The sequence below is a fragment of the candidate division KSB1 bacterium genome (assembly GCA_034506255.1).
Lineage (GTDB): Bacteria > Zhuqueibacterota > Zhuqueibacteria > Zhuqueibacterales > Zhuqueibacteraceae > Coneutiohabitans > Coneutiohabitans thermophilus.
Genome location: JAPDPX010000004.1, coordinates 18952 through 32029 on the forward strand (window position 1 = coordinate 18952; position 13078 = coordinate 32029).

Consider the following 13078-nt stretch of genomic DNA (forward strand, 5'->3'; position numbering starts at 1 on the left):
GGAATAAAGACGATCCCGGGTTGCGCAACGATGCAAATCAAAAATGGTGAAATACTCGGCCTGGCGACGCAGGAGGCCTATCGGCGCGGCATGCGCTGGTATGAAGCCGGACTGGTGACGTTGTTGGAAACGGATGACGATTTTTTTTCCGCCCAGGTCAATGACTTCCCGGCCCAGATTGTCTCAATCCAGCGCCAGGACAACCACTTCATCACGAGCTGCACCTGTTCACATCCCCTCACGTGTCCGCACGTGGTCGCGGCGCTGTTGCAGGCGCGCGACTATTATGCCTCGCATGAGTATTCCCGGCGGGCGGAGAAAAAGTCCAATGGTAATGGCACGCCGCCCGCCACTCCGCAGAGCAGGAGCTGGCGCGAGCTGCTCACCTGCACGCATCATCCCGGCAAAGTTGCCAAGCCCCTGCGGCTGGATCCGGCCGGCGAGCGCAAGGGATGGGGCATTTATTTCGTCCTGGCCCTGGGGCCGCAAGAATGGCAGATTACTCCGTATCGCAGCCGCCGCCGCAAGGACGGCACTTATGGCGCGGCTTATCCCACTTCCATTCACGAGCAGCCATACTACCGCGTGACCTGCACCCAGCGCGAAAATCTGGCGCTGATGATGCTGGACAATTACAGCGAAAAACGGTACCTCCCCCCGCAATACCCTTTCAACGGTTACGTTGATCGACTGGGCTACAGCCTGGAATACGGAGCTGAAATCGGCATGCTGTTTGACTTGCTGCGCGACAGTGAGTTCTTCTGGCAGGCGGATCACGAGCGTACCCGCCCGCTGCAGGTCGATGCCACCCCCGGTCGCTTCCAAATTCATCTGGAAAACGTCGAAGGCGGCATTCTGCTGCGCCCCACCCTCATTCGCAACCACGAAACCCTGGTGATTGGTCCGAACACCCGGTTGTTGAGTACGCAACCCGCCTGGGTGGTGCACGAGGATGAGTTGATCAAGGTGGAGGGCACGGTGCCGCGCGATTTTTTGCTTTCGCTGGCGGGCAACCCCGGGGCCTTGTATGTGCCGCACACCGAGCTGAGCGAGTTTTTCGGCACGATCGAGCGCATTCCCGGCTTGCTGTCCTGCCTGGCGTTGCCGCAAACCAACCACATCCCGGTGATCGACCATTTCACCGAAAAACGCCTGCATCTCAGCGAGCAATATGACACGCTGGTGGTGCGTTTGGCATTCGTTTATGGCGGCAGGGAGGTGGAGTCTCAGGCGCCGGAAACCATCCCGGCAGACGGGGGTGAAGAGCTGTTGTTGCATCACGGTGACGGCCTGAGTTTTTTGCGTGTGCGGCGCGATTACGCGGCGGAAATGGCCGCCCGCGAGAAGCTGGTGGCCACCGGCGCGCGGCAGAGCACCACGGGTGAATTCGTGCTGCGTGAAAGCCGGGCGCTGGACTGGCTGCTGTTCGAAGTGCCCAAGCTGATTGCACAGGGCTTCGTGGTTCTGGGCGAAGACCGCCTCAAACAATTCCGCGTGAACCGGGCACAACCGCAGTTGCGCCTGGCGGTCAACACCGAGATCGACTGGTTCGACTGCCGCCTCGGCATCGATTTCGACGGCATCGCGCTTTCGCTGAAGGAGCTGCGCAAATCCCTGCTGCATCAAACCCGCTACGTCAAACTGAGCGACGGCAGCACGGCGCTGCTGCCGGAGGAATGGCAGCAGCAACTGGCGCACATGTTCAATCTCGGCGAGGTGGAAAGCGACCGGATCAAGGTATCGCGTTATCATCTCACTCTCATCGACTCCCTGCTCGAGCACGCGGACGGCCAAGAGACGGATGCGGGCTATCGCGAAAGCCGGGAGCGGCTGCGTCATTTCAAGGGGATTCAAGCGCAGCCACTGCCCGGCAACTTTCGGGGCACGCTGCGGCTTTATCAGCAGCGCGGCCTGGACTGGTTGTATTTTCTGCAGGAATTCCGCTTCGGCGGCTGCCTGGCGGACGACATGGGGTTGGGCAAAACCATCCAGGCGCTTGCCCTGCTGCAAAGCGAGAAAAACCGCGGCATCACCATGCCGAGCCTGATTGTGTGCCCCACTTCGGCGCTGTTCAACTGGCAAAACGAACTGGCGCGTTTCACCCCCGAGTTGCAGGTGTTGACCCATGCCGGCCTGGACCGCCGCCGCGTCAAAAAATTCGACGGCTATGACGTGGTGTTGATGAGCTACGGCATTCTGCGCCGTGACATCGAGTTTTTGCGGGAGGTCCGCTTCCATTATGCCATTCTCGACGAGTCCCAACACATCAAGAATCCGCTGTCCCAGACCGCCAAGGCAGCACGCCTGCTGCAGGCCAACCACCGGCTGGTGCTCACCGGCACACCGGTGGAAAACAACACCCAGGAGTTGTGGAGCCAGTTCCAGTTTCTCAATCCCGGCCTGCTCGGCAGTTTGAATTATTTCCGCAGCGCCTTTGCCCGGCCGATCGAACGCGAACGCGATGGCGCCACGGCCAGCCTGCTGCGCCGGATGATCTTTCCCTTCATTTTGCGCCGCACCAAACAGGAGGTGGCGCAGGAGCTGCCCGCCAAGGTTGAAAACCTTTTTTATTGCGACATGCTCCCCGAGCAGCGCAAGCTCTACGAGCGCTGGCGCGATTACTACCGCGCGCATGTGATGCGCCAAATCGATTTGCAGGGATTGGAGCGTTCGCGCATGTACGTGCTGGAGGGCCTGATGCGCCTGCGCCAGATTTGCTGTCACCCTTCGCTCATCGAGCAGGAGGTGGCGCCGGTGTCGGGCAAATTTGATGCGCTCAATGACCTTCTGGAAAACATCCTGGCCGAGGAACACAAAGTCCTGGTGTTTTCCCAGTTTGTGCGTATGTTGCGGCTGATCTGCCGCCGACTCGACGAGCAGGGCATCCCCTACGCCTATCTCGACGGCCACACGCGCGACCGCCAGTCGCAAGTTGACCGGTTTCAGAATGATCCCCGGACCCGGGTTTTCCTCATCAGTCTGAAGGCCGGTGGTTTCAGTTTGAATTTGACCGCGGCGGATTATGTGATTCTGTACGATCCCTGGTGGAATCCCGCCGCCGAGGCGCAGGCGATCGACCGCACCCACCGCATCGGCCAGGAGAAGAATGTGTTTGCCTACAAACTCATCGTGCGCAATTCGGTGGAGGAGAAGATTCTGCAGTTGCAGGAACGCAAGCGAGCCCTGGTTGCGGATTTGATCACCACCGACGCCGGATTGTTCAAGCATCTGAGCGCGGAGGATATCGCAATTTTGTTCAGCTAGAAAAGCGTTGCGGCAGCGGGGCTGCGCGTGCGTTGTTGCGCCGGCAGCCGTTGCACCGCAGGCCGCAACCAAATTCAATCCACTCCCGCTCATCAGTTCGTCCGACCTGTTTCGCGAGTCACTTGCACCGACGCGTCGCGATGTAACCCGAGAATGCGGGCTGATTCCTCCCTCTGTCGGTCCGGGCGGAGGGAGGCTAATTCTTTAACAATGGAGTCTGGTACCGTGAACATTTACGTGGGTAACATCGCACGGTCGGTGACGGAGGATGAGCTGCGCGAGGCGTTTGCCGCGCACGGCGAGGTCTCTTCGGTGACGCTCATCAAGGACAAGTTTACCGGAGAGCCCAGGGGCTTTGCCTTCGTCGAAATGCCTTCCAAGGCGCAGGCCATCGCGGCCATGAAAGAGATGGACGGCAGGGAAATGCAGGGGCGCTCCCTGATCGTGAATGAAGCCCGCCCGAAGGCCGACAAGCGTGGTGGCGGCGGTGGTCGGGGCGCGGGTGGCCGGGGTGGCCGCAGCGGTGGTGGCGGCCGCGGCGGCTTTGGCAGCCGGTTTTAACTCCCCGCCGGTTTGTCATCGTCAGCTTCTCGAAACAGCTTTTGCAATGGCTTTGCCGCTGCCAAATCCCCTGAATTCGCACAACACGAATTCCCAACCCCGGCGGAGCGCCGGGGTTGGGAATTTGTCGGACAGCCCCGTGCGTTTGCCCGTCAACCGGCAGGGAGCCCCGTTTGCGCCGCCGGCGAGACATAACCGGCGCCCGGGAGCATCCTGCAATCGACCCGTGCCATGCTCCAAATCGTTGCCGACGAGAATATCCCTTTTGTTCAGGCGGCATTCGCGACGCTGGGCAGCGTTCGTCTCCTGCCCGGCAGGGCCATCACGCGCGCGCTGTTGCACGAAGCGGATCTGCTGCTGGTGCGTTCGGTCACGCCGGTGAATGCCGCGCTGTTGCACGGCACGCCGGTCAAGTTTGTGGCCACCGCCACGATTGGCGCGGATCACGTGGACCTCGATTACCTGCGGCACCGCAACATTCAATTTGCCAGCGCCGCCGGTTGCAACGCCAATGCCGTGGCGGAGTATGTTTGCGCCGCCCTGCTGTATTGGGCGGTGCGGCGCGGGCAGAGGCTCGAACACTTGACCCTTGGCGTCGTCGGGGTCGGCAATGTCGGCAGCAAAGTCGCGGCAAAGGCGCGTGCCCTGGGGCTGCGCGTTTTGCTCAATGATCCGCCGCGTGCGCGTGCCGAAGGGGATTCCTCCGGCCACACTTTTCTTCCCCTGCAAGATTTGCTGCGGGCGGATATTCTCACGCTGCACACGCCGTTGACCCGCAGCGGTCCGGATCCCACCTTTCATCTCATCGATCAGAAAATCCTGCAACACCTGCGGCCGGAATGCCTGTTGATCAACACCGCGCGCGGGCCGGTGGTGGATAATCGCGCCCTCAAGGAGAGTTTGCTGCGCGGCCGCCTCGCCGGCGCCATCCTCGATGTCTGGGAGGGGGAGCCGCAAATTGATGCGGAACTGGTGCGCTGCACGACCCTGGCCACCCCGCACATCGCCGGATATTCCCTCGAGGGCAAGCTGCGCGCCACGATGATGATTTATGCAGCGGCTTGTCGGTTTCTTGGCGTGGCGCCGGCTTGGGAGGCCTCGCTCTTCCTGCCGCCGGTCACGACGCCCCGCATCGAGCTGGTGCCGCCGATCCCCGCCTCCGGCGAAAGTCAATTGCTCGCCGTCATACGTCAGGCTTATGACATCGCCGCAGACGATGCCCGGCTGCGGCAGGTCTTGGCCGATCCGCACGCCACCCTGGAAGAACAGGGGCACTGGTTCGACAAACTGCGCCACGAGTACAACTACCGCCGGGAGTTCGCCAACTATCATGTGGCCGCCCGCGGCATGGCTCCCGCGGTGCTGGAAAAACTGCGGGGAATCGGCTTTGCCATCGCGGCATGAAGCCCCGCGCCGCGCTGCCGCACAGATTGCGGCGCAGCGAATGCGAGTTTGCACACCTGCGTAATCGCTCAGTTACGTGCGGGGACGGAGCGCGGACTTCTTGTTTTCAGACAGGGACGCCTGCGCCATTCCACACGTTCCTCGGGATTACACGCAAGCAGAGATTTGCCTTGACAATGCAGCCAAATTTTGCTATAAACACGCCACGCGAAAAGTAAGGCAGTGTGATGCTGTTCAGGACAACCTTCCCGCCTTTGCTGTACCTGCAGGATGCATAGAAATCCAACTTCCCCCGGAAAAGAAAAACAGAGTCTGTGCGGAAATGTTCCCGCTTCGGCTCCGCCGAGATTTTTGAACTTTTATGCGGATGAAAACTCCGAAGTTCTTGATGAAACGATCGGCTTGATGCAGGGACTCTTTTGTCAGCAGGCCACGATTTCCGACAAATACAGGCGCAAACGTCATCCTGGCCGGGTCTTGGGCGTTGCGAGCCAGGGTTTCTTCCGTTCCAGGGCAGCCGTGCCAAAGGCAAGCTGTGCCCACGTCGAAATTGGTTGCCGGCTGCCGGTCTGTTCATTAGGCCCGGCCATGCCGGACAATCTGGCTTAAAACAAAAAAGGCTACCGACGGACCGCCAAGTCAAGCGTCGATAGCCTCACGTTCTGCGGAAACGAAGCTGCTGCATGCAGGTGCCTGCTTCCTTGGCCATTCTGCCAATGAAGCCCGGCGTCAGGGGGCTGCTTCGTTTCTGCTGCTAAGACGACCGGCGTGCGGAAAAGGTTGCAATCCATATCAGACTTTCTTTTGGGAAGTTGCCATGCGCAAGATCACATTACCAGTCTTGCTGGGCTTGTTGCTGCCGCTCCTGCCAGGGCAGGCGCTGGCGCAGTTCGAAGACCCCAACAATGCGCGCCGCATTGTCTCGCAACGTTTTTTTGCCCGCTCGCTTGACCGGGAATTCGAATTGAATTTCCGTCGGGTGGGCGCCGCCGCCCTGGGGATGGGAGGGGCACACGTTGCCAGTTCCCGTTCTTTGGAGACCATGCTTTGGAGTCCTGCCGGCCTGGCGCAAGCTCCCGGCCTGCGTCTCGCGGTGGATGGCAGCCTCAATCTCAACAGCCAGGAGGTCGCACTGCAACCGCTTGCCGGCATGAAAGTGGTTTCGGAAATTGCGCCGCGGCTGCTGCCCGGCTTCGCCGGTGCGGCTTATTCTTTCAGCCTGGGCGGGCGCCGGCTGACCGCCGGTTTCGCCTACCATCGCATGAGCCCGCTGGCGCAGAAGACCACCGACACCTTCTACATCTATCCTGCCGGCACCTCCGCGGAGGTGGAAACCCCCTCCGGCGGCCTCTACGCCGTCTCGCCCTTGCTGGCCGTCGATCTCCTGCCGCAACTCAGCCTGGGTGCCGGCTTTCACCTGCTGGATGGTTTTTCGAAGTACAAACTCGAGCTCAAATCCGTCTTTCTGGATCAAACAGTCTTTTATTCCTTCGTCGACGAGGAGGCATATTCCGGCTCATTTGCAACAGTGGGCATTCAGGCCCGACCCATGGACTGGCTGGCACTGGGCGTCACGCTGACGCCCGGCTGGCGGTTTGAGATCGTGGAAAAAAGTGAGTCCGTCTCGCTTCCCACCCTCGTCGTTGCAGACACGATTGGTGTCAGTTATGAGACGCCCGCCAATTTGCTCAACAAGTTCGCGCTGGAACTCCCCATGTTTTACACCGTGGGTCTCGCGCTCAAACCACTGGCGCGTTTGACGCTGGCATTTGACTACGAAGCCAGACCCTGGGCATCCGCCCGGGTCTCCAACAACGGTGTGAAACAAGACGCCAGCCTGCTCGATGGCAATGCCATTCATCTCGGGCTGGAGTACCGCGCCGCCACCTCCGGGGTGGAATTCCCCCTCCGCCTGGGATTCTACACCGACCCCAGTCCCTACAAAGACCGTTATTTCAAAGGCCGGTATCTCGGCCGTCAAATTCAGACGAATGTGATGACCTTCGGCCTGGGTTTGCACAAGGCCGCCTGGCAGGTGGACATGGCGTTCGAGCGCGGCACGCGCGAGATGCAGTGGTGGCTCAGTTCCGGCGATTTTTACAACGAGCGGCTTTCCACCACCGAGCTGCGATTCAACGAGATCACCTTCACGCTCGCATACCGCTTTTGAATCATTGTGGAGGAAAAGAGGAAAAATGGAGCTCTCCGGCACCGACGACCGGCGGTGTGCGGTGAGCGACCGGGATTGCCCGATTTTTTGAGTGGGGGGCCACGGCTCAGCCAGGCGTGAAAGCTCGCCGGAAAGTCTGAAGGCTTTGCCGGTGTGATCGCGGGCCCGGTGCCGGTTCTGCTGTACGCATCTGAACTCGCTCCAAGTGTAGAGTGGAGGTTGCGCAATGAAGAAAATCATCCGCAGGAGTTTCGCCGGTGTGCTGGTGCTGCTGCTTTCCGGCGGTCTGCTGTTTGCCGGCACCACCGGCAAAATTGCGGGACGCGTCATTGACAAACAAACGGGTGAGCCTCTGGCCGGGGCCAGCGTCATGATCGTGGGTACAACTCTGGGCGCCGCAGCCGATGCCAGCGGTTATTACTTCATTCTGCAGGTTCCGCCCGGCACCTACTCCGTGCGTGCCACCGTGATCGGCTTCGAGCCGTTGACCGTCACCAAAGTGAAGGTGGCCGCCGACCTCACCACCAAAATCGACTTCGCCCTTTCGCCCACCGTGCTGCAGCTCACCGAGGGCATGACCGTGGTGGCGGAACGGCCGATCATCGAGAAGGATGTGACCTTCAGCTCGCACCGCATGACCGCCGATCGCATCGCAAACATGCCGACGGTTTCCGATGTGCGGGATTTGGTGGCGCGGCAGCCGGGGGTGGTGGGCGAAGGTCTGCACATCAACGTGCGCGGCGGCCGCACCGGCGAAATGCTGTACGTGGTGGACGGTGTGGCTTCCCACGACCCTCATTTCAAGCAGGCCACCCGCACCACCGCGGAGCAAGTGGGACAGTTCACCTCCAACCCCGTGGATGAGTTGACGGCACGCAGTGGCGGCCTGTCGGTTCCCGCCAACGCCATTTCGGAGGTGGAAGTCATCACCGGCGGCTTCAATGCCGAATACGGCAACGCCATGTCGGGCATCGTCAATGTCGTCACCAAGGAGGGCGGCGCACAGCACACCGGCCGGGTGGTGTATCTCACCGATGATTTCGGCATTGGCCGCTTCAAAACTCCTTACGGCAACGGCACGCAACTGCGAACCTACTCGCACAACAGCGACCGTCTCGAACTCAGCTTCGGCGGTCCGGAGCCCATCACCACGCATTTACTGCCGCGCCTGGGGATCAAGCTGCCGGTGCGGGAAATCACCTATTTTGTGGCCGGCTCGGGTTATTTCACCGATCTCACCACCGCCTTCGATCTCGCCTATTACGCGCCCACCGGCGAGGATCGCTCCGAGGAAATCCGCGAGCTGAATCTGCTGGGCCTGAATCTGCTGCGTCTCGGCCTGCCCAACCGCATGGACAACCATTACAACTCGCTCGCCAACGTGAGCGTGCGTTTTTCACCGCGCATGAAACTCGTTTACAGCTATCAAACCGATCGCAGCTATTACGATGAATACAACCACGCCTTCTCCCGCATTCCGGAGAATTTCTGGCAGCGCGACGAGCACTCGTTCGGTCATTCGTTGAAATGGACGCACACGCTCAGCGAGAAGACCTTTTATGATCTCGTGCTGAGTTATTCCGATCTGGACTATCGCCTCACGCCCGGCGGTCTGCTGCCGCCCGAGGTGCGCCAGCTCTATCTCGATCTCGGTGGTGTCACCGCGCGCGATGACGATCAGGACGGTTTCTACGAAGCCGGTTTCCCGGCACGCGGCACCTATCATCATCGCAACACCAAGACCTCGTCCCTCAAAATGGATCTCACCAGCCAGGTGCACCGCCGCCACCAACTCAAAACCGGTTTGGAAGTGGCCTACTACGAAATGTTCCTGGCCGAGATCAAATACCCCTATCGCTACAACGAGCGCTGGGATCCCGAAGCCGGCGGCACGCCCATCGACGACGGCCCCTGGCCGGCATTGGGCGCCTTCCGCGACTTTTACACCCGCACGCCCACCAACGCCGCCTTCTATGTGCAGGACAAGATCGAATATGAAAGCCTGATCGTCAATGTCGGCATGCGCTGGGACTTGTGGACGCCGGGCGCGCAGGTGGAAGACGATGTCGATGAAGGCACCAACCTCTTCGGCCGCAAATTCAAGATCACGTTCAATCCCCGGCTGGGTATCTCCCACCCCATCACCGACAAGGATATTCTCTACTTCCAATTCGGCCGTTTCACCCAGCAGGTGGATTATCAATTCCTGTTCATTCAGGACACCCAATCCTCCGGCGCGCTGCAGTTGCTCGGCAATCCCAACCTCGGCTCCGAAGAAACGACGCAATACGAGCTCGGCGTCAAGCATGCGTTCGGCGACGAAGTCCGGGTGGGCGCCACCGCCTTCTTCAAAGACTACAACGGCCTGCTCAACACCGAAACCCGCGGTCGGGAACCGTTCACCTACAGTGTCTACATCAACCGTGATTTCGGCAGCGCACGCGGCCTGGAGTTCTCGCTCGAGAAACGCTACAGCCACTTCACCTCCGGCTTCATCAACTACACCCTGGCCTATGCCACCGGCAAAAGTTCGAGCTATCGCCAGGGGTATGATTATGGTGCGCGCGGCCAGCCCATACCGATTCGCGAATGGCCGCTGGACTGGGACGTGCGGCATTCGCTCAACGTCAATTTCGATTTTCGCGTGAATTCGGGCGCGCGGCCCTCCCTCTTCGGCGTGCGCCTGCCGCCCGAGATGGGCGTGAATGTGGTCTGGCGCTTCGAGTCGGGCAAACCCTACACCCCCACCGGCCGCTCGAGTGATCAATACACCACGCGCAACTCCGCCCGCCTGCCCTATCGCACCTGGGTGGATGTGCGCGCCAACAAGGATTTTCGCTATGGAGGCCTGAAAACTTCCCTGCTGCTCGAGATCAAGAACCTCACCAACCGCCGCAATGCCCGCGCGATTTATGCAGAAACTGGCCAGGTGCTGGCGTTCTACCGGCCGCAGGATTTGAATCCCTCGGCCTTCACCGCCGGCCGCAACGTGCTGCTGGGTTTGGCGGTGGAATGGTGAGATTTTGAGCACGAGGTATAAAAGTTTTCAAGGGGTGAGGTCGCCGCAGGCAAAATGCATTGGGCTGGCCGGCACAATCCCCGGAAGCACGCCATGAAAATGCCCCGGCGCAGGCAGACATGTTGTCTGTGCCACTCTTTCATGCGGAGGGGTGCCATGTGCGGCATGGCGATTACCCGCAAAAACGACCATGGCGCAAAGATTTTTTGAATGAACCGTCAAACCGTCAAGCGTGCAAAGCAATAAAAGCCTGGCGCTCACCGCGGCTCCGCAGTTCAAATTTGGTTGCCACGAAAATGCTGTAGCGCAGGCATCCGGCCGGCAGGCAGCCAGGAGAGTCTGCGCGGCATTTTCGTCGTGATTGGTGTGCAAACGCCCATGCCAGTTCCTGTGAAAGGGGGAATGATGTCATGATGCGAAATTTGGGATGGCTGATCATCGCGGCGGGCTTGACGGCCGGTGTCACCAGCGGCGCGGACACAACCGCCAAAAGTGTCAACCGGCGTGGCAGGACAGCGTCGCAAAGCCCGGCGCAGGCACCTTTCACGCAAAACAAAATGCATGATGTGGGAAACCTCAGGCTGATAGTGAGCAATTACGGTCAGTTCGGCTCGGACACGGAGCTCGGCTGCGAGTTCCCCGCCAATTCACATGTGAACTATCTTTATGTGGGTGCGATTTGGATCGGCGCGCTGGTGGACCTGCCCGACGGCGGCGTCGATACCCTCGTCTCCTATGGTTTTGACGGCGCCGAGATTTGGCGGGAGCTGTTTCCCGGCACCACTGCCGCCGATTCGATTCTGGTGCTCACCAACCAGCCGGGTTCGCCCAATTACCACCCGGCGACGGTCTCCGAGCAGGACTTCATCGCGGTCTACACCGACACCAACACCACCTTTGCGTGGGAAGGACATCAAAGGCCGCTGGGCGTCAAGATCACCCAGAAGAGTTATGCCTGGAGCTATTCCTATGCCGAGGATTTCATCCTCTTCGACTATTTCATCGAGAACATCTCGCGCAGCCTCGGCAAGCCGCGCACCTTCAAAAAACTTTACATGGGGGTGTATATCGACGGCGACTGCGGCTTGACCTCCATTCCCCGTTATTCTGCTGATGATATCACCGGTTTCCTGCGGGTCAGTGATGACGGTGACACGGTCAACATTGCGTGGATCAAGGACAATGATGGCGACAACGGCGCCACTCCGGGCGTCACCGGCGTGCGGGTGCTGTTTCCGGATCCCAAAACCATTTCCTACAACTGGTGGGACCCACAACCAAAGAACAATTGGGGACCGACCAATCCCAACAACTCTTTCGACCATTCCGGCCATCCCAAAACCGACGCCCAGAAATATCGCATCATGTCAAACGGCGAGATCGATCCGGATCAAACCCGGTCAAATCCGCCACCGGGCATAGATCCCTCGGGCATGGACACGCGCTATTTTCTCTCCTTCGGTCCCTTCGAGGTGCCGCCCGACAGCACGCTCAAGCTGACTCTGGCCTACGTTGGCGGCCTGCCGGAAGGCGAGAAGGATGAATTCGATGACCTGGTTATCAATGCCCGCTGGGCGCGTGATGTTTATGAGAACCCGCCGGCCGACGGCATTCCAGATTTTGCCGGGCCGCCACCGCCGCCCGCACCCCGGCTTCAGGCCATCCCGGATGATCGCATGGTTACCTTGCGCTGGGACAATTCCTCGGAGTCTGCCATCGACCGCTTCACCGGCAAGAGGGATTTCCAGGGCTACCGCGTTTATCGCAGCCGCACTGGCGTGAAGGGCGAGTGGCAGTTGCTGGCAGAATTCGATCAAGTCGACGGCTTCGGGGCGGACACCGGCTTTGATGTCCTGGCGCCCACCCGCCATGCTGGCAGCGACACCGTGTGGTACACCTACGTGGATCGCGGCCTCACCAATGGCGAATTTTTCTACTATGCCGTCAGCGCGTTCGACAGCGGCTATGGGGCGACCGGGTTGGAGCCTCTGGAGAGCAATCCGCTGGCCAATGCAAGGCGGGTGGCGCCCTCTGCCGGCCCGGAAGCAAACCAGGCTCTCGCGGAAGTGCTGGTGGTGCCCAATCCCTACCGCCTGAGTGAGAATTATGCGACAATCGGCTGGGAACGCGGCACGGCGGACACCGACCGGCGCATCGATTTCACCAACCTGCCGCCGCAGTGCACCATTCGCATCTATTCACTCGCAGGTGATTTGGTGGCGACACTCGACCATGATTATCCAACCCGCAGCGCGGTCAAGCACAGTGAATCGTGGAACATGGTGTCGCGCAACATTCAGGCGATCGCGAGCGGCGTCTATCTCTTTTCCGTCACTTCGCCGCAAGGCACGTATGTCGGCAAATTCGCCATTATTTATTAGTCCGGTGTCCGGCCGGAAACGTTTCAGCCTCCGCTGAGCCGGTGATTTTCGTGCAACGATCAGAGGAGGAATATTTTGGCTCCCTGCTGCGCGCTGTGGGTGAAGCGCAACGCAGCGCGCTGCCGCCACCAAATTTCCCGGACGCTGATCGACGCAGAATCACGCTGATATTTATCTGTGGCAAGCTGGACAAGGCGGCGTCGCCAAAATCTCTGCGGCCAGAATGGTGTTTGCAGGCTAATTTGCCACACCGCGCGCAGCATCCATCAGAAATGAAAA

6 protein-coding genes are annotated in these 13078 nt (G+C 60.1%); all 6 read left to right on the forward strand.

All coding sequences use genetic code 11. From position 1 onward, the window contains the following. Positions 1–30 precede the first annotated feature (30 nt). The 6 genes from ONB52_08775 to ONB52_08800 all read left to right on the forward strand — a co-directional run bounded on the left by ONB52_08775 (position 31) and on the right by ONB52_08800 (position 12799). The gene (locus ONB52_08775; GenBank protein MDZ7416237.1) at positions 31–3264 is read left to right on the forward strand and encodes an SNF2 family helicase; all 3234 of its coding nucleotides are present in this window, start codon (positions 31–33) and stop codon (positions 3262–3264) included. 225 nt (positions 3265–3489) lie between these two features. Next, positions 3490–3825: an RNA-binding protein gene (locus ONB52_08780; GenBank protein MDZ7416238.1), complete on the forward strand. Its 336-nt coding sequence runs from the start codon at positions 3490–3492 to the stop codon at positions 3823–3825. A gap of 231 nt (positions 3826–4056) precedes the next feature. Continuing rightward, positions 4057–5229, forward strand: a complete 1173-nt coding sequence (gene pdxB / locus ONB52_08785; protein MDZ7416239.1) for a 4-phosphoerythronate dehydrogenase PdxB — start codon at positions 4057–4059, stop codon at positions 5227–5229. An 817-nt stretch (positions 5230–6046) separates the two neighbouring features. After that, positions 6047–7399 (forward strand): hypothetical protein, encoded by a 1353-nt coding sequence (locus ONB52_08790; GenBank protein ID MDZ7416240.1) that lies wholly within the window; start codon positions 6047–6049, stop codon positions 7397–7399. A 226-nt stretch (positions 7400–7625) separates the two neighbouring features. Further along, entirely contained in the window at positions 7626–10418 is a 2793-nt protein-coding gene (locus tag ONB52_08795) for a TonB-dependent receptor (protein MDZ7416241.1), read from the forward strand. A 410-nt stretch (positions 10419–10828) separates the two neighbouring features. Then, positions 10829–12799, forward strand: a complete 1971-nt coding sequence (locus tag ONB52_08800) for a hypothetical protein (protein ID MDZ7416242.1) — start codon at positions 10829–10831, stop codon at positions 12797–12799. The last annotated feature ends 279 nt before the right edge of the window (positions 12800–13078 follow it).

Coding starts and splice junctions, on each gene's coding strand:
- pdxB (MDZ7416239.1), top strand. CDS start 4,057: ATGCTCCAAATCGTTGCCGACGAGAATATCCCTTTTGTTCAGGCGGCA.
- ONB52_08775 (MDZ7416237.1), top strand. CDS start 31: ATGCAAATCAAAAATGGTGAAATACTCGGCCTGGCGACGCAGGAGGCC.
- ONB52_08800 (MDZ7416242.1), top strand. CDS start 10,829: ATGATGCGAAATTTGGGATGGCTGATCATCGCGGCGGGCTTGACGGCC.
- ONB52_08795 (MDZ7416241.1), top strand. CDS start 7,626: ATGAAGAAAATCATCCGCAGGAGTTTCGCCGGTGTGCTGGTGCTGCTG.
- ONB52_08790 (MDZ7416240.1), top strand. CDS start 6,047: ATGCGCAAGATCACATTACCAGTCTTGCTGGGCTTGTTGCTGCCGCTC.